The following is a 24,276-nucleotide window of genomic DNA, read 5'->3' on the forward strand; positions in this document are numbered from 1 at the left end:
CAAGTGGCCTTAACAACTGATCAACTCTGGATATAACCGATATAGCCAAACAGGCCTATGTTCGAACCAGTGCTGGCCTGACACCCCAGCTTTCCCGGCAATCGACAGAGTGATGTTCAGTGACCCTTCACACACCCCCTGCCTTCGACGCATTGCTGATCGCAGCTCCGCCCAAGGTTTCGGCCGAACAGGCGCAGGCCGTGGCAGCGCAGTACTTCGGCCTGCACGGCGCATGCCGCCTGCTCACCGGCGAGCGTGACCTCAACTTCCAGATCACCTGCGCCGACGGCGCCCAGTACCTGCTCAAGGTCTCCAACGCGGCCGAAGACCCGCAGGTGGCCGACTTCCAGAACCAGGCGCTGCTGCACATCCAGCACTGCGACCCGACCCTGGCGGTGCAGCGCATCTACCCCAACACCAGCGGCAGCTACCAGATCCCGCTGATGTTCGATGGCCAGCCGCTGCTGGTGCGGCTGTTCTCGTTCGTCGACGGGATCTGCCTGCACCGCGTCGAACACCCCGACGTGGCGCTGCGCAGCAGCCTGGGCGAGCACCTGGCCCGCCTGGGGCTGGCCCTGCGCGGCTTCTTCCACCCCGGCGCCGGGCACGAGCTGCTGTGGGACCTCAAGCACGCCTCGCGGCTGAGCGACAAGATCGGCCTGATCCAGGACCGTGAAGAGCGCCAGCTGGCCCAGCACTTCCTGGACAACTTCGAGCGCCACGCACAACCGCACCTCAAGGGCCTGCGCGCCCAGGTGATCCACAACGACCTGAACCCGCACAACGTGATCGTCGATGCCAGCCAGCCGCACCCGGTGCGCAACATCCTCGATTTCGGCGACATGGTGCATGCCCCGCTGGTCAACGACCTGGCCGTGGGCGCCGCCTATCAACTGGGCAGCCAGGGCGACCCGCTGGAACACGCTGCACCGTTCATCCGCGCCTACCACCGCATCGCGCCGCTGGAGCCGCTGGAACAGGAACTGCTGGTGGACCTGATCGCCACCCGCCTGGTGCTGACCGTGACCATCACCAACTGGCGCGCTGCGCTGTACCCGGAAAACCGCACCTACATCCTGCGCAACGCGCCGTCTGCCTGGCGTGGCCTGAAGGCCCTGGCTGACGTGCCGCGCGAGGTCGCGCAGCAACAGATTCGTCGTATCTGCTCCGAGGAGACGCTGTAAATGACCATGATCAATGGCTTCACCGCCGAAGATGCCGCACGCCTTAGCGAAACCGAACGTGCCCTGATCGAGCGCCGTGCGCGCGTGCTGGGCCCGGCCTACCGCCTGTTCTACGAACACCCGCTGCACCTGGTCAAGGGTGAAGGCGTGTGGCTGTACGACGCCGACGGCAAGCGTTACCTGGATGCCTACAACAACGTGGCCTCCATCGGCCACTGCCACCCCAAGGTGGTCGAGGCGCTGTACGAGCAGGCCAAGGTGCTCAACACCCACACCCGCTACCTGCATGAAGGCATCCTCGACTATGCCGAGAAACTGCTGGCCACCTTCCCGCCCGAGCTGGACCAGGTGATGTTCACCTGCACCGGCAGCGAGGCCAACGACCTGGCCCTGCGCATCGCCCGTCAGTACACCGGCGGTACCGGCCTGATCGTGACCCAGCTGGCCTACCACGGCGTGACCGACCAGATCGCCGCCGCCTCGCCTTCGCTGGGTGCGGGCGTGCCGGTGGGTGACTTCGTACGTACCGTGCGGGCTCCCGACGCCTACCGCCTGGGCGCCGAGAACGTGGCACAGATCTTCGCCGACGACGTGCGCGCCGCCATCGCCGACCTGCGCCGCTGCGGCATCAAGCCGGCAGCGCTGCTGCTCGACGGCATCTTCGCCAGCGATGGCGTGCTGTCCGACCCGGCCGGCTTCCTGCAACAGGCGGTGGCCGTGGCCCGCGAAGAGGGCCTGCTATACATCGCCGACGAGGTGCAATCGGGCTTTGGCCGTACCGGCTCGCACATGTGGGGCTACCAGCGCCATGGCGTGCAGCCCGACATCGTCACCATGGGCAAACCCATGGGCAACGGCCAGCCGATTGCCGGTGCGGTGTTCCGCGGCGAGGTGCTCGATGCGTTCGGTCGCACCGCCCGCTACTTCAACACCTTCGGCGGCAACCCGGTGTCATGTGCAGCAGCCAACGCGGTGCTCGACGTGATCCAGGGCGAAGGCCTGATGGCCAACTGCGCGGCGGTGGGCGAATACTTCAAGGCGGGTCTGCAGGGGCTTGCCGAGCGCTACCCGCTGATTGGCGACGTGCGCGGGGCCGGGCTGTTCGTGGGGGTCGAGCTGGTGACCGATCGTGCCAGCAAGGCGCCGGCCACCGAGGCAACGGCACGGGTGGTGAACGGCATGCGTGAACGTGGCGTGCTGATCAGTTCGGCGGGGCCGGCGGCCAACATCCTCAAGATCAGGCCGCAGTTGATCTTCCAGCGCGAGCATGCCGATCTGTTCGTGCAGACGCTGGAGGCGGTGCTGAAGTCGCTGAACTGACAGCGAGAGGCATTGACGGTTGTGGCCCTTTCGCCAGCAAGGCTGGCTCCTACAACGATTGGTGCAGGAGCCAGCCTTGCTGGCGAAGAGGTTCACTCACTTGGTCTTGGCAACCCAGGCATTGAAGCGCTGCTCGAGGTCTTCGCCGTTGTTGACCCAGAACTCGCTGTCCATCGGGATGGCCTGTGCCAGGTTGTCCGGCGCGGTGTTCAACTGCGCCGCCAGTGCAGGGTCAAGCAGCCCGGCGGTATGCAGGTTGGTCGACCCATAGCCCAGCTTGGTGGTGTGGATCTTCTGGTTTTCCGGGCGCAGCGAAAACGCGATGAAGTCCTCGGCCAGGGCCTTGTTCTTGCTGCCCTTGGGGATCGCCCACGAGTCGATGGCGTAGATGCTGCCATTCCATACCGTGTGCACATTGGCGCCGGCCGCCTGTGCGGCGAACACCCGGCCGTTGAACGCGGTGCTCATCACCACGTCGCCGCTGGCCAGGAACTGCATCGGCTGCGCACCGGCCTCCCACCACTGGATGTCAGGCTTGATCTGGTCCAGCTTGCGGAATGCACGCTCCACCCCTTCCGGCGTCGACAACACCTTGTACACGTCGGCATACGGCACGCCATCGGCCATCAGTGCCGCTTCCAGGGTGTACTTGGCGCCCTTGCGCAGGCTGCGCTTGCCCGGAAACTTCTTGGTGTCCCAGAAATCGCTCCAGCCGGTAGGCGCCTGCTTGAGCTTGTCGCCGTTGTAGGCCAGCGCCATCGACCATACCAGCAGGCCGCCGCCGCAGTCCGACAGGGTGCCGGGCACGAAATCCGCTTCCTTGCCGATACGGTTGAGGTCCAGGTGTTCGAACAGGCCCTCCTCGCAGCCACGGATCAGTTCGGCGCTCTCGACCTGCACCACGTCCCAGTTCACGCTGTTGGTGTCGACCATGACCTTGATCCGGCCCATTTCGCCGTTGTATTCACCCGCTACCACCTTGCTGTGGCTGGCGGCGGCAAAGGGGGCGTAGAAGGCCTCGGTCTGTACATCCTTGCTGGCACCGCCAAACGAAATCACGGTGATTTCGGCAGCAAGGGCGTTGGCGGCAAAAGCACTGAGCAACACGGCGGCAATGGTGGTTTTTTTCATGTCTACCTCTGTAATTTATTGGTTTTGGCAGAGTTGATACACGCTGGGCGTCCTTTCGGGTGGTCGCACTTCAGCTTCGGTAATCCACCTGATCACCACTGATCAGGCGCAAGGCGGCGGTCCAGGCCAACAGGTGAAGTTGCTGATCGAATTCGGCGTCGGACTGCTGCGCGGTCAGTTCGCAGACCGCTTCGTCCGGCAGGCGCAGCGGCGGGTTGCCCGCCAGTGCCTGTACCTGCGCCTGGCAGGCGCGCTCCAGGAAGTAGATCTGGTTGAAGGCTTCGGCAATGCAGCGCCCGGCGGCCAGCAGGCCATGGTTGCGCAGGATCATCGCCATGTGCGGGCCCAGGTCCCTGACCAGGCGCTCGCCTTCGGCCGGGTTCAGCGCAATGCCCTCGTAGTCGTGGTAACCCAGGCGGCGATAGAACTTCAGCGCATGCTGGGTGATCGGCAACAGCCCCTGCTCCTGGGCCGACACGGCCATGCCGGCAGCGGTATGGGTGTGCACCACACAGGCCAGGTCCGGACGTGCGGCGTGGATCGCCGAATGGATGTTGAAGCCGGCACGGTTGACGCTGCCGGCGTCATAGCCAGGGTCGATGGTGTTGCCGTGGTGGTCGATCTTGATCAGGTCCGAGGCGCGCATTTCGTGAAACAGCACGCCGTAGCGGTTGATCAGGAAATGCCCCGGCTCGCCGGGGACACGGGCCGAGATGTGCGTGTCGATCAGGTCGGTCATGCGAAAGTGGGCCAGCAGCCGGTACAGCGCTGCCAGGTCGCAACGGGTCTGCCACTCTTCGGGCGAAACCTGCTGCGCGTCGATCCGCGGGGTGTTGGGGTGCATCGCGCCTCCTTGTTCATGGTATGTTTCGGGCACTTGGCCCGCCGGCATGCAGGGATGTTGCAGCAGCCCCCGGCGGCCCACCATGCACAGAACGCGCTGGTTGTGCCGGCCCTGTTATGGTGTTTTCACCAGTACACCCACCGCCACACCCTCGCCTGACGGATGTTTTCTATGATGTTGTTGGATGCCAGCTCGTCGCAGTCGCTGGTCAACCAGATCGTTGCGGGCATCACCCTCGCGATCAACGAACAGCGCTTGCGCCCGGGCACCAAGCTGCCCTCCATCCGCAAGTTCGCGCAAACCCACAAGGTCAGCCATTTCACCGCCGTCGAGGCCTATGACCGGCTGGTGGCCCTGGGTTACCTGACGGCGGTGCGCAATGCCGGCTTCTATGTACGCAGCGCCCCCGACACCCCCTCCCCGCCGCCGATGCCCAGTGCCAGCGACGATGCCTTCGACTTCGACGCCTACCTGCTGCTGCAGAAGGTGTTCCAGCCGCTGGGCATGGACCTGCGCCCGGGCATCGGCCTGCTGCCCGAGCCCTGGAGCGACGATGACGGGGTGCAACGCAGCCTGCGCGCCCTGAGCCGTCGCGACCCGAGCGAGTTCACCGGCTACGGCCATGCCAAGGGGTGCGCCAACCTGCGCGCCCGGCTGGTGGAGAAACTGCTCGATACCCGGGTCAACGCCCACCCCGAGCAGATTCTGCTGACCAGCGGCGCCAGCCATGCGCTGGACCTGCTGGTGCGCTACCTGGTGCACCGCGGCGACAGCGTGCTGGTGGACGAACCGGGCTACCACAACCTGTTCCTCAACCTGCGCCTGCAGGGGGCCCGTCTGCTGGGGGTGCCACGCACCCGCGACGGCATCGACCTGGACGTGCTCGAGGCGCAGATCCGCGAACACCGGCCCAAGGTGTTCTTCACCAACACGCGCCTGCAATGCCCCACCGGCACCAGCCTGACACTGGCGGTGGCCCACCGTCTGCTGCAACTGGCGGAAAAGTACGACTTCCTGATCGTGGAAAACGACATCTACGCCGACCTCGACCCGTCCGACCAGCAGGCGCTGGCAGGCATGGACCAGCTGGCGCGGGTGATCTACGTGGCCAGCTTCTCCAAGAGCATCGCGCCGTCGCTGCGGGTGGGGTTCGTTGCCGCGCACCGCGACCTGATCGACGAACTGGTGCCACTGAAGATGGCCAGCGGCCTGACCACCTCGGCAATTGCCGAGGAACTGGCACTGGAGGTGCTGCTGCAGGGGCGCCACCGCAAGCACGTCAAGCAGTTGCAGGCCAACCTGGCCCTGGCCCATGAACAGGTGGCGCGCAAGCTCGAGGCGGTGGGCATGGAGATCTTCGTCAAGCCCCATGCGGGGTTGTTCCTGTGGGCCCGTCACCCCCAGGTCGAAGACGCCACGGCACTGGCCATGGACGCACGCGAACACAAGATTCTGCTCGCGCCCGGGCAACTGTTCATGCCCGATGCGCGGGTGGTGCCGTGGCTGCGCTTCAATGTGGCGCACGCGCAGGATGAGCGGATCTACCGGCTGTTGGAGCAGGCCGCGCACTGACCAGATTCGACTCGCCTCTTCGCCAGTAGGCGCCGGCTTTGCCGGCGAAGCGGCCCGCCCGGGCGACACCCCCGCAGGTCCGGAGAATCAGGCATGACACGCAGAGGAATGCCGGTGGGCACGCCCGTTGCCCGCGCGGACAATGCGCCGCCTCTACCGTCATTGCTTTTGCGAGGTTCCCCCATGTACACCGCCATCGGCTACGCCGCCCAGTCGGCCACCACGCCCCTCGCCCCCATGACCTTCCAGCGCCGCAGCCCACGCCCCGACGACGTGGCCATCGAGATTCTCTACTGCGGCGTGTGCCACTCCGATATCCACCAGGCCCGCAACGAATGGGGCATCGCCGTGTACCCGCTGATGCCCGGCCACGAAATCGTAGGCAAGGTCACTGCCGTGGGCGCCAGCGTCAACCGCTATCAGGTGGGTGACCTGGTGGGTGTGGGCTGCATGGTCGACTCCTGCCGCCACTGCCAGGCCTGCGCCGCCAACCTGGAGCAGTACTGCCTCGAAGGCCCGACCATGACCTATGCCACCCCCGACCGGGTCGACGGCAGCAACACCATGGGCGGCTATTCCAGCAGTATCGTGGTCGACCAGCATTTCGTGGTGCGCATCCCGGCCGGCATGGACCTGGCCAGCGCCGCGCCGATCCTCTGCGCCGGCATCACCACCTATTCGCCGCTCAAGCACCACGGGGTCAAGGCCGGGCACAAGGTCGGCATCCTCGGCATGGGCGGCCTGGGTCACATGGGCATCAAGCTGGCCAAGGCCATGGGCGCCGAAGTCACCCTTTTCACCCGTTCGGCCAGCAAGGCCGAGGAAGCCCGCCGCCAGGGCGCCGACCATGTGGTGGTGTCCACCGATGCCGCGCAGATAGCCGCCGTGGCCGGGCACTTCGACTTTCTGCTCGACACCATCCCGGTGCAGCACGACCTCAACCCCTACCTGGAAACCCTGAAGTTCGACGGCGTGCACATCCTGGTGGGCCTGATCGAACCGGTGGAGCCGCCCCTGCACGCCGCCAACCTGGTGCTCAAGCGCCGCGTACTGGCCGGCTCGCTGATCGGCGGCATCGCCGAAACCCAGGAGGTGCTGGACTTCTGCGCCGAGCACGGCATTTGCTGCGACATCGAGATGCTCGACATCCAGCACATCAACGAGGCCTACAGCCGCATGATCGCCGGCGACGTGAAGTACCGCTTCGTGATCGACATGGCCTCGCTCAAGGCCTGAGCCCCCGCCTCACAGGTTGAAACGCCCCAGCAGGTGGTGCTGTTGCCCCACCTGCTCCACCATCACCGCACACTGACGCACCTGCACCTGGGTGCCTGCGGCCACTTCATGACTGATGTCGCGAATGGTCGTGGTGTTGCGGTTGATCTCTTCGCTGGTGGCGCTCTGCTGCTCGGCCGCGGTGGCGATCTGGGTGTTCATGTCGTTGATGCGGGTGATCGCCTGGCGAATGCGCACGAGCCTGTCGTTGGCCGCGCCCGCCTCCTCTGCGGTCTTGCCGGCGCTGTCGCGGTTGTGCTGCATGCGCGACTCGGCGTGGCGCACCCCGGCCTGCAGCTGGTCGATCATCTGGCGGATCTCCTGGGTCGACTGCTGGGTGCGCGAGGCCAGCGTGCGCACCTCGTCGGCCACCACCGCGAAACCTCGCCCCGTCTCGCCGGCACGTGCAGCCTCGATGGCGGCATTGAGCGCCAGCAGGTTGGTCTGCTCGGCAATGCTGGTAATCACCGCCAGGATCGACTCGATGTTGTCGCTGAGGCGCGACAGGTCATTGATTGCATGGCCGGTGTCGTCCATTTCGCTGGCCAGTTGCCGGATCGCCGCGGTCGAGCGTCGCACCACGTCCTCGCCGCCGTGTGCTTCCTCGTCGGCAATCACTGCGGCCTGCGCCGCTGCCTGGGCGTTGCGCGCAACGTCTTCGGCGGTGGAGGCCATCTCCTGCATGGCCGTGGCCAGTTGGTCCAGCTCCTGCAACTGGCGCTGCAGGCGTTCATCGGTCCGGGTGGCTTCGGCCGACGTCAGGTGGGTGCTCTCGCGCACCTGGTTGGAGGTGCTCATCACCTGATGGATCAGGTTCTGCAGGTTGCCCAGAAAGCCGTTGAACTCGCGCGACACCAGCGACACCTCGTCATTGCCGCCGTCGGGCAGGCGCCGCGTCAAGTCGCCGTCGCCCTGGTTGACCTCATGGAACGAGCGGTGCAGCAGGTCCAGCGGCTTGAGCAGGCGCCCGAGCAGCAGGCCCAGCACCACGAGGCTCACCAGCACGCCGAGCAGCGTGGCCAGCACTGCACTCCAGGTCAGGCTGTCGGCCTCGGCCATCACGATGCGCTGGTCGAGCACCACGCCGATCAGCCAGTCCATGCCCTCCAGGTAGGTCAGCGGAGTGAAGGACACCAGTGAATCGTGATCGCCGGTTCTAACCGTCTGCAGCTGGCTGTCCAGCGCCGGGTGCTGGCCATCGAACAGGCTGCTGTAGGGCTTGCCGTTGTACTGGCTGTCGGGGTGGGAAATGATCGTGCCGTTGCGGCTGAGCAGAAAGGCATGGCCGGCGCCGTTGAAGTCCAGGGTATTGATGGCATCGGCCACGCTCTTGAGGCGGATATCGCCGCCCAGCACGCCGGCGAAGGTAGCGCCATCGTAGAGGCGCGTGACCGCCGAAATCAGCGTTTCGCCAGTGGCCGAGTCGATGTAGGGCTCGGTGAGCACCGCCTTGTCGGCGCCCTTGGCGACGGCATACCAGGGCCGTGTGCGCCCGTCCCAGCTCGCATCGGGGCGCCAGCTGGGCGTGTTGGTGAGGGGTTTGCCGTCGCGTTGCAAGGCGCCGAATATCAGGATGAACTCGTCCTTGAGCATCGGGCTGTCGATGATGCGCTGGGTGTTTTCAGGGCTGTAACGGCTGTCGATGACCTGCGCCACCAGGCCCATGAGCTTGAGCTTGGCGTTCAGCCAGTTCTCGATCTGCCGGGCCAGGGCACCGCTGGACTCGGCGATGCCGGCAGACACTTGCTTGTGCAGGGCGTCGCGCACCTGGCTGACCTGCGTGACCGACAGCAATCCGGTGGTAATGAACAGCAATGTGGCGGCCGCCAGGCCAGCCTTGTGAACGATCTTCATGCCTGCACTCCGTGCCGAATCGAGCAAACGGGCATGCTAGGCAGGCGTACTGGCACACTGCAATCAACGTTGCGATGATTGCCCGGTGCCGTAATGGGGATTGTTTACCGGCATCACGGCCACTGCTTGTAGGACGAACCCGGCGGGCGGCATCCGCGCCGCGGGCAGGCAAAAAAAAACCAGGGCCGTTCGCGGCCCTGGTCTTTTTCGTCATGGTGCCTGTCAGCCCTTGAGCTGCCTGGCCGCACGCACGTGCATGAACACGCCCATCAATGCCACGATGGCCGCCGCCGCACCGGTGGAGAACACCAGTACCTGGTAGTCCGGCACAAAGGCCATGGTCACCAGGCACCCGATGATGAACACGATCACCAGGTAGGTCAGCCACGGGAACAGCCACATCTTCAGGCGGATTTCCTTGCCCTCGGCTTCCAGCTTGCGGCGCATCTTCAGTTGCGAGAACGCGATCACCAGGTACACCAGCAAGGCGATCATGCCGGTGGTGTTCATCAGCACGTCCAGCACGTCTTTCGGGCGCAGGGTGTCGCTGAAGTTGATCAGGGCGACGAACACCGCCACCGAGCACGAACCGATGATGGCGAACACCGGCACACCGGTACCGGCGCGGGTGATCTTGAAGAACGACGGTGCATCACCGCGGGTCGACAGCGAGAACAGCATGCGCGAGGCGGTGTAGTGCGCCGAGATCAGGCAGCTGCTCACCGAGGTCAGCACCACGAAGTTCATCACGAACTCAGCGCCCGGAATGCCCAGCAGTTCCAGGGTACGACGGTACGAACCGTAGCCCGACTGGCCCATCAGCGGGTCGTTCCACGGCACCAGGGCCACGATCAGGAAGATCGAACCCACATAGAACAGGCACACACGCCACACCACCGAGTTGGTGGCCTTGACGATCTGCTCGGACGGGTTCTTCGACTCGGCGGCCGCGATGGTCACGATTTCGGCGCCCAGGAAGGCGAACATCACCCCCAGCATGGCCACCACCACTGCCTCCACCCCATTGGGCATGAAGCCCTGGGCCGTGAGGTTGCTGATGCCGTGGACCTCACCGGTGGGCCACAGGTTGGCCACGGCCAGCCCGCACACCACAAGGAAGCATATGATCGCCACCACCTTTATCAGCGCGAACCAGAATTCGAACTCCCCGTAGTGCTTGACGTTGAAGAAGTTGACGCTGATCAGCACCAGGGTAGTGGCCAGCACGAACACGTTGACGCTGATGGAGGGGAACCAGCCGTGCAGGATCTTGCCCGCCACGTAGGCTTCCCAGGCCATCAGGATGACCCAGAACCACCAGTACAACCAGCCGATGGTGAAACCTGCCCAGCGCCCGATGGCGCGCTCGGCGTAGGTGGAGAACGAGCCGGTGTCTGGCGAGGAGGTGGCCATTTCACCCAGCATGCGCATGATCAGCACCACCAGGATGCCGCCGGCCAGGTACGCCAGGATGGCGGCCGGCCCGGCGCTGTGGATCACACTCCCCGAGCCCACGAACAGCGCACCGCCGATCACCCCGGCGATGGACATCATGGTCAGGTGGCGCGATTTGAGCGAAGCGCTAAGCTTGCTCTCGGGCTCCACCTTGGAGGATGTGGAAGTCGATGTAGCGTCCATCAGTTGTCTACCCCTTGTTTTTCTTTTTCCAGCGAACACGCAAGACCGGCGAATGCCGGGCTTCATTGCTCGTCAGTGTCTGATTGTGTACGGGATGGATCGCAAACCCGGCGGGCATCCATGGCCTTGAAGGTCGGCAATCGTGCTGTGCACGCCCGGGGGCTTGCCCCTGGCGGTAGTGATCGGGCCTCTCAACATGCTTTAGCTGGCGAATACAGACCCCTAATGTAAAAATGTACGACACAGAGAGCCATGCACAGCGCCGTGAAATATGCACTGCACTGTACAGGCCGCCAATGCAGTACACCCCCGTTCCCTGCAGGCGCCAGGCGTTACGCACCCTGAAGGCACAGCCCCAACATGCTTGAATTACGACCCGACTCCGCCCCCCCGCTCGTCAACCAGATCATCAACGGGTTGCGTGAGTTGATCGAGAACCAGACCCTCAAACCCGGTGCCAAGGTACCGTCCATCCGCGCCTTCGCCGCCACCTACTCGGTCAGCACCTTCACCGTGGTCGAAGCCTACGATCGGCTGGTGGCCCAGGGCCTGCTGGTCAGCCGCGGCAATGCCGGCTTCTTCGTCAACCGCTCGGTCAACGAGCGCATCGAAAGCCAGGCCAGCGACGCCGAGCCGGGCAAGCCGGAGTTCAACTCCGAGTGGTACCTGCAGAACATCTTCGAAAGCCGCCAGTTGGCCTTCAAGCCCGGCTGTGGCTGGCTGCCCAACGAGTGGATGTTCGAGGACGGCCTGCGCCGCGGCCTGCGCCAGGTGGCCGGCAGCGTGATGGAACTGAGCGGTTACGGCGACCCCATGGGCCTGCTCGAGCTGCGCACCCTCACCGCGCAGAACCTGGAGCAGGACCAGCGCATCGTGGCCAACCCCAACCAGCTGATGCTCACCCACGGCGCCAGCCAGGCGCTGGACCTGGCGGTGCGCACCCTGGTGCGCCCGGGCGATGTGGTGCTGGTGGACGACCCGGGCTACCCCAACCTGATGAGCATCCTGCGCTTTCAGGGCGCCACCCTGATCGGGGTGCCGCGCACCCCGGCCGGGTACGACCTGGAGCATCTCGAGCGGCTACTGGCCCACCACCGGCCCACGGTGTTCTTCACCCAGCCGCACCTGCACAGCCCCACCTGCTCGCGCACCCCGCTGGCGCAACTGCACCGCCTGCTGCAACTGTCGGCGCAACACGGCTTTCGCCTGGTGGAGAACAACCTGTACGCCGACATGGTGGCCGAACCGCAACCGTGCCTGAGCAGCCTGGACCACCTGCAGCAGGTGGTGTACGTGGGCAGCTATTCCAAGAGCATCTCGCCGAACGTGCGGGTGGGCTACATGCTGGCCAACCCCGAACTGATCCAGAAGCTGCTGCAACTGAAGATGCGCTCGGGCCTGACCACCTCACAGGTGATGGAGCGCGTGGTGTATGCGGCCATCACCGACGGGCGCTGGCGCAAGCACCTCAAGCGCCTGCGCCAGCGCCTGGCCGAGGCGCAGCAGGAGGTCAGCCGTCGCCTGAACCGCCTGGGCTTCGAGATTTTCGTCGAGTCCGACGAGGGCATGTACCTGTGGACCCGTCACCCGCAGATCGCCAACAGCGCAGCGCTGGTGGACGACGCCCTGGAGCGCGGCATCATGATCGGCCCCGGCCAGTTGTTCATGGTCGACGCCCAGGCCACCGGCTGGATGCGCTTCAACGTGGCGTTCAGCACCGACCCGGCCTTGTGGCAGCAACTGGAAAAGCTGTTCGCCCGTCACGCCGCCTGAACCTGCGCAATTTTGTTCAATACGCCGCCCCCGGCCCCGCCACACACTTCCTGGACCCACATCCATAGAAGTGAAGGTTACATGGAGCAGTTCCTGATCATTGCAGCAGCGCACTTTCTGGCGCTGCTGTCACCCGGGCCGGATTTCTTCCTCCTGGCACGCACCTCCCTGACCACCAGCTGGCGCGTGGCCAGCGGAGCCTGCCTGGGCATCGCACTGGCCAACGGGGTGTTCATCGTCGCCGCCTTTACCGGCGTGTCGGTGCTGCAGCCGCACAGCACGCTGTTCATCGTGCTGCAACTGGCCGGTTGCGCCTACCTGCTGTACCTGGGCTGGCTGTTCATCCGCCATGCCGGTGCCAGTACGCTGGAGGTTGCCCCGCAGGGGTCGCCGGCACCGTCGCCCGCGGCCACCACCTGGCTGGGCGCCGCCGGCATGGGGATGGTGTCCGGCATCCTCAACCCCAAGAACGCGCTGTTCTACGCCAGCCTGGCGGCCATGCTGAGCGGGCCGCAGGCAAGCCCTGGCTGGAAGCTGGCCTACGGCCTGTGGATGTTCGGCGTGGTGCTGGCGTGGGACCTGCTGGTGGCGGTGGTGATCGGCAACCGCCACGTGCGCCGCCGCTTCGCCCGTGCCCTGCCGTGGCTGGAGCGGGCCACGGGGGCGATGCTGGTGCTGCTGGCGCTGGGCGTGATCGCGGTAATGGCGCTGGGCTAGCACCGGGGCGTGGGGTAGGCTATGAGGCTTCATTTACCTGTTTTCAGGGATACCTATTGGCCGCTGCATGGGGCACATTCGCCCCCACCGCGCGCCCGAGACTGCCCATGCCTATCCAGACGACTGTTCCCGAACCCACGCTGCTCGCGCCGGTACTGCTGGTGGAGGACGAGCCGCTGATCCACCGCCGCCTGGAAGCCCTGCTGCTGCAACTGGGCTACCGGCTCGAGGCCCTGCTGTTCGCCAGCTCGCTGGCCGAGGCCCGCGCCTGCCTGGCAGTGCAGCCGGTGGCGCTGGCGCTGGTAGACCTGGGCCTGCCCGACGGCAACGGCATCGAGCTGATCGAAGAGATGCACGCCACCGACCCCGGCCAGGCGATCCTGGTGATCTCGGCATGGAGCACCGAAGACACCCTGCTCGCGGCGCTGCGGGCAGGCGCCACCGGCTATGTGCTCAAGGAACGCGACGACCTGGAGATCCTGTTGTCGCTGCGCAGCGTGCTGCGCGGCGGCGCCCCCATCGACCCGTTCGTGGCCCGGCGCATCATCGAGGAACTGCGCCCGGGGGCCGCCCAGCCGGTCGACACCGCCGATGGCGAACGCCTGACCCCGCGTGAAGACCAGATCCTGCGCCTTGTGGCCGAGGGCCTGGGCAACCGCGAAATCGCCGAACAGCTGAACCTGTCGCGCTACACCGTCGAATGCCACGTCAAACGCATCTATCGCAAGCTGGCGGTGTCTTCGCGCACCCGCGCCATCCATGCGGCACGCACGCGTGGTCTGCTCGATTGAGAGGCCTGATGGCGTGCTGGCTACTCGTCCTGTGCCTGTCGGGTGCAGCGCAGGCTGCAACGCCGGGCGGTGCAAGCTGCACCGTGCAGGTGCTGTCGGTAGCCGCCGCCCAGGGTGATGACCAGGGCAACCGCCCCGAGGCCGGCCCCTGGCAGGCCGTGACCCTGCCCGACGACTGGAGCCGACGCTGGCCGCAGCACGACGGCACGGTGTGGTACCGCCTCCAGTGGCAGCGCGACTGCGCGGCCGGTCAACGCATGCCGGTGGCACTGACGCTGCGCTCGGTGATCATGGCCGGCGAAGTATTCGTCAACGATCAGCGCCTGTGGCGTGACAGCCAGCTGAGCGAGCCGCTGTCACGCAGCTGGAACATGCCCCGCTACTGGCACCTGCCCGAAGGCCTGCTGCACGAGGGCGTCAACACGCTGTGGGTACGTGTAGTGGGCCTGGCGGTACAGTCACCCGGGCTGGGGCCGGTGTACCTGGGGGATGAGGCCTCGGCACGCCAGCTGTATGAAGAGTTGCTGTGGACCAACCGCTCGTTGTTCGTGCTCAACCTGACCGTCTCGGCGGTGCTGGGCGGGCTGTTCTTCTGTATCTGGGTGATCCGCCGCGAGCAACGGATCTTTGGCTGGTATGCGGCCATGGCCCTGTGCTGGGTGCTGTTCATCGCCAATATACTGATGACCAGCCCCTGGCCCTTCTCCACCACCCTGATGGCTGCGCGCTTCAACGGCATCGCGCTGGTGATGTACGTCACCTGTTTCTGCGTGTTTGTCTGGCGCTTTGGCGGGCAATCGCTGCCGCGCCTGGAGAAGGCACTCTGGCTGCTGACTGCCGCACTGGTGGCCTTGATGGCACTGGCCCCGGATGCCCGCGTCGGCAACGCGCAACTGGTGGCGGTGCTGAGCACGGCGACGGTGTTTTTCCTCAACTGCCTGCAGTTTCAGCTGCATGCCTTGCGCACCCGGCGGCCCGAGCATGTGTGGCTGGCCGCCAGCCTGCTGATATTCATGCTGGCCGGGGCCCATGACCTGCTGATAATGCTGAAGCTGATCGGCGAAACGCCCGCGTGGACACCGCTCACCAGCGTGGTGACGACCCTGTGCATGTCGGTGGTGCTGGGCTTGCGCCATGCGCGAAGCGTGCGCCGTATCGAGCGCTTCAACCTGGAGCTGGCCGAAGGCATCGAGCGTGCTCGCGGGGAACTGGCCACCACCCTCGAACGCGAACACGCCCTGGCGCTGACCAACTCCCGCCTGCAGGACCGCCTGCAAATCGCCCACGACCTGCATGATGGGCTGGGCGGTTCGCTGGTGCGCATGATGGCCATGGTCGAGCAGGCCAGCACGCCGCTGCAGGGCCCGCAGTTTCTGTCGATGCTCAAATTGCTGCGTGATGACCTGCGCCAGACCATCGACAATGGCTCCAGCGCCGGCATCAAGGTGCCGGCCACGCCGCAGGAATGGATCGCCCCGCTGCGCCATCGCTTCACCCAGCTGTTCGACGAACTGGATGTGACCTGCACCTGGCACTTTGCCGCGCAGTGGCGCACACCGCCCAGCGCCTTGCAGTGCATGGCATTGACCCGCCTGGTGGAAGAGTCGCTGACCAATGTGGTCAAGCACAGCCGTGCCCGGCATGTGCAGGTTGAGCTGCAGCAGCCGCAGCCCGACAGCCTGGAGCTGAATATCGAGGATGACGGTATCGGCTTCGACGTGCTGGCGGTACAGCGCGCCGGGGTGAGCGTGGGCATGCGCAGCATGCATGCGCGCATCGCCCGGGTGAGCGGTCAGCTAGAGGTGGTTTCGCTGCCGGGTTGTACGCGGCTTGTTGCACGCCTTGCGCTGCAACGGGAGGTGCCGGCCAGCGTGTGAGCCGGTACATTCGCTTCGCCGGCAAGGCCGGCCCCTGCAGGGGTTGTGCTGCTCTGCAGGGGCCGGCCTTGCCGGCGAACGCGCTACTTCACATCGAAACGGTCCAGGTTCATCACTTTGGCCCAGGCCGCCACGAAGTCGCTGACGAACTGCTGCTGCGCATCCGCACTGGCATACACCTCGGCCACGGCCCGCAATTGCGCGTTCGAGCCGAACACCAGGTCGACCCGGGTCGCGGTCCACTTCACCTGCCCGCTTTTGCGATCACGCCCTTCGAACGCCTGAGCGGCCTCGGACACCGGCTTCCACTCCACGCCCATGTCCAGCAGGTGGGTGAAGAAGTCATTGGTCAGCGCCTGCGGCCGCTGGGTGAACACGCCATGGCTGCTCTGGCCCACATTGGCCCCCAGCACCCGCAGGCCGCCCACCAGCACCGTCATCTCCGGTGCACTGAGCGTCAGCAGTTGCGCCTTGTCGATCAGCAGCGCTTCGGCCGGCACGCGGTAGTGCCCCTTGAGGTAGTTGCGAAAACCATCGGCAATGGGTTCGAGAAAGCCGAACGACTCTACGTCCGTCTGCTCCTGGCTGGCATCGGTGCGCCCCGGCGTGAACGGCACCGTGACCGTATGCCCGGCGTTTTTCGCAGCCTGCTCGACGCCGGCGTTGCCTGCCAGCACGATCAGATCGGCCAGGGAGATCTTCTTGCCACCGGCCTGCGCCCCATTGAATTCGTTCTGGATGCCTTCCAGGGTCGCGAGCACGGCAGCCAGCTGTTCGGGCTGGTTGGCCTGCCAGAACTTCTGCGGGGCCAGGCGCAGCCGCCCGCCATTGGCACCGCCGCGCTTGTCCGAACCCCTGAAGGTGGAAGCCGCCGCCCATGCGGTGGACACCAGCTGCGCCACCGACAGGCCCGAGGCCAGTACCTTGGCCTTGAGCGCGGCGATGTCGCCGTCATCGACCAGCGGGTGGTCGACCTTGGGAATCGGGTCTTGCCACAGCAGCTCCTCAGCGGGCAGTTCCGGGCCCAGGTAGCGCGACAGCGGGCCCATGTCACGGTGGATCAGCTTGTACCAGGCGCGGGCAAAGGCATCGCTCAGCTGGTCGGGGTTTTCCAGGTAGCGGCGCGAGATCTTCTCGTAGATCGGGTCGAAGCGCAGCGACAGGTCGGTGGTCAGCATGGTGGGGTTGCGCCGCTTGGACGGGTCGTGGGCGTCGGGGATGATACCGGCGCCGGCGCCGCCCTTGGGCGTCCACTGGTGGGCCCCGGCCGGGCTCTTGGTCAGCTCCCACTCGAAGCCGAACAGGTTCTCCAGGAAGTTGTTGCTCCAGCGGGTCGGGGTGGTGGTCCAGGTCACTTCCAGGCCGCTGGTGATGGTGTCCGGGCCCTTGCCGGTGCCGAAGCTGTTCTTCCAGCCCAGGCCCTGCTCCTCCAGGCCTGCCGCTTCAGGCTCGGGGCCCACGTTGTCGGCCGGGCCGGCGCCGTGGGTCTTGCCGAAGGCGTGGCCGCCGGCGATCAGGGCCACGGTTTCCTCGTCGTTCATGGCCATGCGCCCGAAGGTCTCGCGAATGTCCTTGGCGGCGGCGACCGGGTCGGGGTTGCCTTCCGGGCCTTCCGGGTTCACGTAGATCAGCCCCATCTGCACTGCGGCCAGGGGGTTCTCCAGGTTGCGGCCCTGCTCGGTACGGCTTTCTTCGTTGCCGTGCTGCTCGGGTTCGGCCACCAGGGTGCCCTCGCCCGGCGGCTGCATGGCTTCAGGGTCTTTGCCGTAGCGCGTGTCGCCGCCCAGCCACTTGTTCTCCGAGCCCCAGTACACGTCCTCGTCCGGCGCCCACACGTCCGGGCGACCGCCGGAAAACCCGAAGGTCTTGAAGCCCATCGACTCCAGCGCCACGTTGCCGGTGAGCACGATCAGGTCGGCCCAGGAAATCGCCCGCCCGTACTTTTGCTTGATCGGCCACAGCAGCCGCCGCGCCTTGTCGAGGCTGACGTTGTCGGGCCAGCTGTTGAGCGGCGCGAAGCGCTGCTGGCCGGAGCCGGCACCGCCGCGCCCGTCGCCGGTACGGTAGGTGCCCGCACTGTGCCAGGCCATGCGCACGAACAGTGGCCCGTAATGGCCGAAGTCGGCCGGCCACCAGTCCTGCGAGTCGGTCATCAGCGCGGTGAGGTCCTGCTTGAGGGCCTGGAAGTCCAGGCTCTTGAACGCCTGGGCATAGTCGAAGCCCTCGCCCAGCGGGTCGGCCTGGGGCACGTGCTGATGCAGGATCTTCAGGTTGAGCTGGTTGGGCCACCAGTCACGGTTGGTGGTGCCACCGCCGGCGGCATGATTGAACGGGCATTTCGATTCAGTTGCCATGTGAGAGCTACCCTTGGTCGAGTTCATGTCGCCAGGCAGCCCTGCCAGGGCGCCGTGGCAACGTGCGAAATCAGTTACACAGGTTGCATCGTCAACGACTCGAACGGCTGAGCGCCGCGATCTTGTCTCTTCATCAGGATGGGTCGGCCAGCTGGCACCGGCACCGAATTAAGGCTAGTTCGCCGCCCCCGAGTCGGCAAATAGCCGCAGTATTGGTGGGTGATAGCCATAATCTCTTATACGGAACCCGCCAGGGAGCAGAAGGTAGGACAAACGCTCGCTGAGCCGTGCACCGATAACGCAGGCGTAGTCAGGGCGAGCGACCACCCCACGGGAGGCTCGCCCCATGGACATGCGCCCGCGTTCAACCGCCATCCACGAGGCCGGTCACGCCCTGGCCGTGTGGTGGAACGGCCAGCCCATTGCACGGGTGACCGTGCTGACCCACGCCCAGGCCGCCAGCGGCCCGCTGATCGACCTGAACGGGCGTGCGCACTTTGCCGAGGGGCTGGTGGAGGCGGACTACCTGATCGTGCACCCGGCCTTCGCCGCCCGTGGCATTGCCGAATACCTGCCCTCCCTCGTCGAACCCATCGAGCGCGACTTGCTGCACTGCTTTGCCGGGCCCGTGGCCGAAGCCATCCACCGGCACGCACGCTATGACCGGGTCTTGCGCGGCAGCGGCCGTGGCGACCGCTGCCGCGGGCATGAACTGATCAGCCTGTTGCCCGCGCACAAGCTGCTCGATGCCGAGGCCCTGGCCATCGCCCGGTCCGGCTGCCTGGTACGCCGGTACTGGGCGGGGCTGATGGCGGTGGCCGACCTCTTGCAGGCACGGGGCGTGGTGGACGGCGAGCGAGTCAGCGCGTTGCTGTGCCAGGTGACTGGTGAGTCACCGGCACAAGGGCCCGCAAGCCTGCGCGAACTTGACCCTGAGGGCAGGCCCGACCAGAGGCAGGCCACCCGGCAAAAGCGTTAGCGCTTTTTGCAATAGCGCAAAAAAGCTGAGCTACAGTCGTAAAAGGCGCATCTGATACGTATTTATCAGGAGAAACTGATCTGTATCCACGGATGTTCACATCATGCAGGGATGAGCAACGATGGATCACTGGACAACGGAGCAACTGCGTCAGCTGGTGTGCTCGAAGGACCTGGACAGCCAGTTGGCGCAATTGGAAAAGCTGCTTCGGTGCCTGGGTTTCGACTGCTACGCCTTCAGTTTCACCACCCCGACGTTTTCGATCACACAAAGCAACTGCCCCAACCCATGGGGCGAGCGCTACCGTCGCCATGAGCCTGCGGTCGTTGAGCCCCTGCTTGCGCACAGCCGGCACTCATCCTTCCCGTTGCTGTGGACACCAGAGGCTTTCACCAGCCCCCCCGAGTTGTGGGCAGGCGCGCAGGATCACGGCGTTTGCCTCGGCTGGACCCAACCCTTTCACGATGAGCACGGCAGGTTCAGCAGCTTGAGCGTGGTACGCCAACACCCGCCCGTGACCGTCAATGAGCTTTACAGCAAGGGGGCCGCGGTGCTGTGGCTGGTGCAGGTGCTGCATGCGACGGCGGCCGCTCTGGTGAATGACCCGCAGGGGCCGTCATCATCCGAGTGACCCGCAATGGGGTTCGCCAGCGCCACATGGGATATCCTCGCTACCCGGCCCGTTCAAAGATCGAGTAGAAGACCCATTGAAACTGCTCAAGGAAAACAGAGAAATCCTCCTGTCTGGAGAGGAAGCCATCCACCTTGTCGCCGATATCGAATACATGCTCATTTCCCTGAGAGACATTGCCCGCCATTACTACAGGGATGTTGATGGCGACATCAGCCCAGGCGACAGAGCGCTGTATTGCGAAGAGACGACACGGTTCATCGATGAAAACCAGATCACCCGTCGACTGGCCGCCATGCGAAGAACAATCACTGAAAAGTTCGACCTCGCGCTGGGCTGCGACGACATGGATGACATTGAAAGAGCGGTGGCCGAGATGGACTACTGGAAGCCCAAACAGGCAACGTAGCCAGTTACGTTGCTTGCACAAAGGCAGGCATGAGCTCTACTCGACCATCAACCCTCGACGCACCCGCCCCGCCCTTTTGTAGGCCCTGACCACCGTGTTGGTCTCGCACGAGATGATCCCCTCCAGCGATCCCATGCGGGCGGTCGAGACGGTCCATAGATCATGGATATCACGGCACAGCACATGCCAGAACAGCTGCGAGCCGCCACTGGTGCCAAACAGGCAACGCGTGTGTTCATCCTTCGCCAGTTCCTGGGCAATGCCCTCCGCCGCACCCGGTCGAGTCTGCAACGACACAATCGCCTCTACCCCATAGCCCACCAGCAACGGCTCGAGCTCCACACGAAATGTCAGGGCATTGCTGTCGACGAGCCCACTCAGCATCCGCTGAACCTTCGGCTCACTGACTCCACATGTCTCGGCAAGCACGCCCAGGCTGGCCCTTCCATCCAGGGTCAGGGCGCCCAGTAACCGCATTTCGTCAGCACTCAGGCTCACAGGCCCGGCCAGCACCGGCTCGGTAGGCACCGAACCATCAATGCGCCAGCGGCTGGCTCGTCGGAACGACCTGAGCACCACCTGCGTCTGAACCTGCCTAACCCCTGGCACCAGCGGCAACTCCCGCACCACCATGTCAGAAAGCGCTTCCACGCTGGGCAGGTTGATCTCGGTGAAGATGTCGAACTCGCCCGTTGTCGCCATCACAACCTGCGTCTGTGCCCACTGCGCCAGGTGCTGCGCCACTTCGCTCTGACGACCGTCTGCTACCCGAATCCAGGCATGCAGCACCGGGCCACTCCCCACCACAACCGGGTCGAGCTCGCCGATCACCCGGATATACCCGTTGTCCATCAAGCGTTGCAGCCGACGCGAAAGCGTACGCTCCGCCACATCGCAGCCGGCGCTCAGATCCCGCCAGGTGCCGCGAGGGTTCGCCTGCAGTGCAATTAGGCAGGCCAGATCCGCGTCATCCAACGCAAAATGTCTTTTTTCATCCGAATCAACGGTTGACGAGACCATATCCTTACAATACCTTCGCTCAAGTGGCCAAATTAATACAAAAAAACGCCGCATATGTCTAAAAACAATTAAAACTCAAACCCAAAGGCACAAGCCAATGAATTATGCGACTCAAACGTCCGAAGCGGCAAAGCCGCAGGTATCAACCGCGCGCAAAATTGCTGCTGGCAGCATTGGCAATGCGGTGGAGTGGTTCGATTGGACGATCTATGCGTCGTTCGCGGTGTTCTTTTCCACACAATTCTTTCCAAAAAATGACGAAACGGCGTCCCTGCTGGCGACCTTCGCGATTTTCGCCGTGGGGTTCTTCATGCGCCCGATCGGCGGCTGGGCCCTGGGGATCTACTCTGATCGCTATGGCCGCAAATCGGCACTGGGGGTCACCATCCTGCTGATGGCAGGCGGGTCCCTGATGATCGGCATCACCCCCACCTACGAGAAGATCGGCCTGCTCGCGCCGGTCTTGCTGGTGATAGCGCGCCTGATGCAAGGCTTGTCGCTGGGCGGTGAATACGCTTCAGCCTCTACCTACCTTGCCGAGTTGGCGCCGGACCACCGTCGCGGGTTCTTTTCGAGCTTTGTGTTCTTCAGCTCCGCCGCGGGCATTCTGACCGCCTCGGCGATCGGCTGGGCGCTGACCACCCTCCTCACCGAGGAACAGATGAGAGAGTTCGGCTGGCGCATTCCGTTCCTGCTCGGCGCCCTGGGCGGTATCGCAGGCATCTGGCTGCGTATGTCGGTACCTGAAGCAGAAGCCTCCACGCCGCCAACCGCAGACAAGGTAGAGAAGCAACCGCTGCGCACCCTGCTGCGCGATTATCCGCGCGAGACCCTGCGGATCGTGGGCTTTTCGATCCTGAGCACCTTTGCCTTCTACCTGTTCGTCATCTACATCCCGACCTATGCCATCCGCGCGCTGCATGTGGAGTCCTCGACAGCGTTCGCTGCAAACACGGTTGCAATGGTCGCGTTCATGCTCGTGCACCCACTCTTCGGCATGCTCTCTGACAAGTTCGGGCGCAAGCCGCAACTGATCGTGTTCGCCCTGGGTTACCTGGTGTTCTTCTACCCGATCATCACCAGCATGCAGCCGACGTTCTCGTCGATCCTGATGGTGGAGCTGTTCGGCCTTATGCTGTACGCGCTCTATACCTCCATCGCCCCGGCAATCATGTCCGAACAGTTCCCCAGCCGCGTTCGCGCCGTCGGCATTGGTGCTCCCTACAACCTGATGGTGGCGCTGCTGGGCGGTACCACGCCGTATCTGCTGACCTGGCTGCAGAGCAACGGTCAGGAGAGCTGGTTCTTCTACTACGTGCTCGCAGGCGCCGCGCTCACGCTTGTGACCTTCATCAAAATGCCGGAAACAGCCGGAAAGCCACTGAAATAGTCACTGGCTCGAACAACGCCATGCAATCCCCGTCAACGAGTATCGGATACGGGGATTACCGACCCACACCGCTTAGAACCTAGAACCCATGCTCGAACGATCCGAAGCCCTATGTTTCCAGTCTGCCCTGCAGATTGCCCATCTGATCGCTACCCGGCAGATCACCTCGCGTGCCGTCACGCACTACTTTCTGGACCGCATTGCTCGCGGCAGCGAGCTCAATGCCTTTACCGCAGTGTTCGCAGAGCAAGCCCTGGCGGCAGCCGATGCCGCCGACAGTGCGCTCGAGGCAGGCCACCCATCGAGCGCTTTGCATGGCGTACCGGTCGCCATCAAGGACAACATCGAAATAGCCCATACCCCGGCATCGGCAGGTTCGTTGAGCCGCCTGAGCACTGTCAGTGCCGTGACCAGCACCGTCGCGCAACGATTGCAGGCGGCCGGAATGGTTATCCTGGGCAAGACCCAGATGACCGAATTTGCGTTCGGCCTGTCCGGGCAGAACCCGACCCGAGGCACGCCCTGGAACCCGTGGGACACAACGCTGCATCGTGCCCCGGGCGGTTCCTCTTCAGGTGCGGCGGTTGCTGTTGCCGCAGGGCTTGTACCTGTTGCAGTGGGGGGCGATACCGGCGGATCGATCCGAGCCCCCGCATCGCTCAATCATCTGGTCGGCTTCAAGCCGTCCAGCGGGGTCATCAGCGTGCACGGTGTGGTTCCGCTTGCGCCCAGCCTCGACGTTCTGGGCCCGATCGCCCGTGATGTCGGCGACGCCCATGCACTCACGGCCATCCTTGCCAGCCCGTCTACCGGCAGTGGGTCGAGCGTTCAGGCCGACCTTGCAGGTGAGCTGGTACCAGCCAAGCCGGGCACGGTGTTCGTACTGGACCAGAGCGCGTTCCCAAGTGCGCTGTCCGTGGGCGCTCGCCGGGTTTGGGATCAGGCCCTGGTCACCCTGGAAAAGGCCGGCTGGACGCTCCAGAGCTGGGTTCCAGAGGATGAGTTGAACATTGGCCGGCTGTCCGAGTGCAACTCGATGATCATTGCCTATGAGGGGTATCGCGAGTTCGGCCACCTTGCACATGACCCTGCGCAGCCGCTCTGGGAGGTGGTGCGCAATCGCATCCTGGCCGGCGCGACCATCAGCCGTGACGACTACGAACACGCCGTTGCACAGCGTGCCCACGCCGCCGAGGCCTTCAGACGAGCGATCGGCTCATCCGGTGCTCTGCTGATGCCGGTCAGCGGTCACGGGGCCCTGCCTCTTGATGACCAGGACGCTGCTCACGTGAGCATCGGCACGTTCAGCCGCGCCAGTAACTACCTCGGCACCCCGGCAATCGCCCTACCCGCCGGATTCGATGAAGCACAGATGCCGATTGGCGTGCAGCTGCTGTCACCGGTATCTACCGACATGCACTTGCTGAACATGGCGAGCGCCATGGCGCCTGCACTGCTGCTTGACGAGCGCAAGCCCGAGCTGGGGCGGTGGGGGCTTTAAGCCCGGAACAACACTC

The 24,276-nt window shown here is 64.8% G+C and carries 19 protein-coding genes; 13 read left to right on the forward strand and 6 right to left on the reverse strand.

The genetic code is table 11. The features are described 5' to 3' along the window. The first annotated feature begins 119 nt into the window (after window positions 1-119). Window positions 120-1,184, forward strand: coding sequence for a phosphotransferase (locus V9K84_RS10705; RefSeq protein WP_088514785.1), 1,065 nt, complete (start codon window positions 120-122; stop codon window positions 1,182-1,184). Beyond that, window positions 1,185-2,504 (forward strand): aspartate aminotransferase family protein, encoded by a 1,320-nt coding sequence (locus tag V9K84_RS10710; RefSeq protein ID WP_043861696.1) that lies wholly within the window; start codon window positions 1,185-1,187, stop codon window positions 2,502-2,504. It begins immediately after the preceding gene. A gap of 96 nt (window positions 2,505-2,600) precedes the next feature. Here V9K84_RS10710 and V9K84_RS10715 read toward each other — a convergent pair whose 3' ends face one another. Beyond that, complete coding sequence (locus V9K84_RS10715; protein ID WP_058540381.1) at window positions 2,601-3,635, reverse strand: ABC transporter substrate-binding protein; 1,035 nt, start codon at window positions 3,633-3,635, stop codon at window positions 2,601-2,603. A gap of 70 nt (window positions 3,636-3,705) precedes the next feature. Beyond that, on the reverse strand, window positions 3,706-4,479 hold the full coding sequence (locus V9K84_RS10720) for a class II aldolase/adducin family protein (protein ID WP_043861694.1): 774 nt from the start codon (window positions 4,477-4,479) through the stop codon (window positions 3,706-3,708). 171 nt (window positions 4,480-4,650) lie between these two features. On the opposite strand from V9K84_RS10720, the gene V9K84_RS10725 reads away from it, so the two are divergent. After that, window positions 4,651-6,051 (forward strand): PLP-dependent aminotransferase family protein, encoded by a 1,401-nt coding sequence (locus V9K84_RS10725; RefSeq protein ID WP_088514786.1) that lies wholly within the window; start codon window positions 4,651-4,653, stop codon window positions 6,049-6,051. A gap of 183 nt (window positions 6,052-6,234) precedes the next feature. Next, the gene (locus V9K84_RS10730) at window positions 6,235-7,287 is read left to right on the forward strand and encodes an NAD(P)-dependent alcohol dehydrogenase (RefSeq protein ID WP_088514787.1); all 1,053 of its coding nucleotides are present in this window, start codon (window positions 6,235-6,237) and stop codon (window positions 7,285-7,287) included. Between the two features lie 9 nt (window positions 7,288-7,296). Here V9K84_RS10730 and V9K84_RS10735 read toward each other — a convergent pair whose 3' ends face one another. Continuing rightward, on the reverse strand, window positions 7,297-9,180 hold the full coding sequence (locus V9K84_RS10735; RefSeq protein ID WP_088514788.1) for a methyl-accepting chemotaxis protein: 1,884 nt from the start codon (window positions 9,178-9,180) through the stop codon (window positions 7,297-7,299). Between the two features lie 222 nt (window positions 9,181-9,402). Next, window positions 9,403-10,818: an amino acid permease gene (locus V9K84_RS10740; RefSeq protein ID WP_043861690.1), complete on the reverse strand. Its 1,416-nt coding sequence runs from the start codon at window positions 10,816-10,818 to the stop codon at window positions 9,403-9,405. 360 nt (window positions 10,819-11,178) lie between these two features. Between V9K84_RS10740 and V9K84_RS10745 the strand changes: the two genes are divergently transcribed. From V9K84_RS10745 to V9K84_RS10760, 4 genes are all read left to right on the forward strand, one after another. After that, window positions 11,179-12,591, forward strand: a complete 1,413-nt coding sequence (locus tag V9K84_RS10745; protein WP_043861689.1) for a PLP-dependent aminotransferase family protein — start codon at window positions 11,179-11,181, stop codon at window positions 12,589-12,591. 81 nt (window positions 12,592-12,672) lie between these two features. Further along, window positions 12,673-13,308, forward strand: a complete 636-nt coding sequence (locus tag V9K84_RS10750) for a LysE family translocator (protein ID WP_088514789.1) — start codon at window positions 12,673-12,675, stop codon at window positions 13,306-13,308. A gap of 107 nt (window positions 13,309-13,415) precedes the next feature. Beyond that, on the forward strand, window positions 13,416-14,099 hold the full coding sequence (locus V9K84_RS10755) for a response regulator transcription factor (RefSeq protein ID WP_088514790.1): 684 nt from the start codon (window positions 13,416-13,418) through the stop codon (window positions 14,097-14,099). An 8-nt stretch (window positions 14,100-14,107) separates the two neighbouring features. Beyond that, on the forward strand, window positions 14,108-15,976 hold the full coding sequence (locus tag V9K84_RS10760) for an ATP-binding protein (RefSeq protein ID WP_218195166.1): 1,869 nt from the start codon (window positions 14,108-14,110) through the stop codon (window positions 15,974-15,976). Between the two features lie 83 nt (window positions 15,977-16,059). Here V9K84_RS10760 and katG read toward each other — a convergent pair whose 3' ends face one another. After that, window positions 16,060-18,330 (reverse strand): catalase/peroxidase HPI, encoded by a 2,271-nt coding sequence (gene katG, locus V9K84_RS10765; RefSeq protein ID WP_088514792.1) that lies wholly within the window; start codon window positions 18,328-18,330, stop codon window positions 16,060-16,062. Between the two features lie 346 nt (window positions 18,331-18,676). Between katG and V9K84_RS10770 the strand changes: the two genes are divergently transcribed. From V9K84_RS10770 to V9K84_RS10780, 3 genes are all read left to right on the forward strand, one after another. Then, window positions 18,677-19,309 (forward strand): hypothetical protein, encoded by a 633-nt coding sequence (locus tag V9K84_RS10770; RefSeq protein WP_256582831.1) that lies wholly within the window; start codon window positions 18,677-18,679, stop codon window positions 19,307-19,309. Window positions 19,310-19,430: 121 nt separating this feature from the next. Further along, entirely contained in the window at window positions 19,431-19,940 is a 510-nt protein-coding gene (locus V9K84_RS10775) for an autoinducer binding domain-containing protein (protein WP_088514793.1), read from the forward strand. 76 nt (window positions 19,941-20,016) lie between these two features. Next, window positions 20,017-20,349, forward strand: a complete 333-nt coding sequence (locus V9K84_RS10780) for a hypothetical protein (RefSeq protein ID WP_058540389.1) — start codon at window positions 20,017-20,019, stop codon at window positions 20,347-20,349. Between the two features lie 36 nt (window positions 20,350-20,385). On the opposite strand, the gene V9K84_RS10785 is transcribed toward V9K84_RS10780, so the two are convergent. Further along, entirely contained in the window at window positions 20,386-21,369 is a 984-nt protein-coding gene (locus V9K84_RS10785) for an Lrp/AsnC family transcriptional regulator (RefSeq protein ID WP_054914269.1), read from the reverse strand. 97 nt (window positions 21,370-21,466) lie between these two features. Between V9K84_RS10785 and V9K84_RS10790 the strand changes: the two genes are divergently transcribed. Both V9K84_RS10790 and V9K84_RS10795 read left to right on the forward strand, forming a co-directional pair. After that, on the forward strand, window positions 21,467-22,759 hold the full coding sequence (locus V9K84_RS10790) for an MFS transporter (RefSeq protein ID WP_043861683.1): 1,293 nt from the start codon (window positions 21,467-21,469) through the stop codon (window positions 22,757-22,759). A gap of 88 nt (window positions 22,760-22,847) precedes the next feature. Further along, the gene (locus V9K84_RS10795) at window positions 22,848-24,260 is read left to right on the forward strand and encodes an amidase (RefSeq protein ID WP_088514794.1); all 1,413 of its coding nucleotides are present in this window, start codon (window positions 22,848-22,850) and stop codon (window positions 24,258-24,260) included. Window positions 24,261-24,276 lie beyond the last annotated feature (16 nt).

Source organism: Pseudomonas sp. AE27 (assembly GCF_037113495.1).
Taxonomy (GTDB): domain Bacteria; phylum Pseudomonadota; class Gammaproteobacteria; order Pseudomonadales; family Pseudomonadaceae; genus Aquipseudomonas; species Aquipseudomonas palmensis.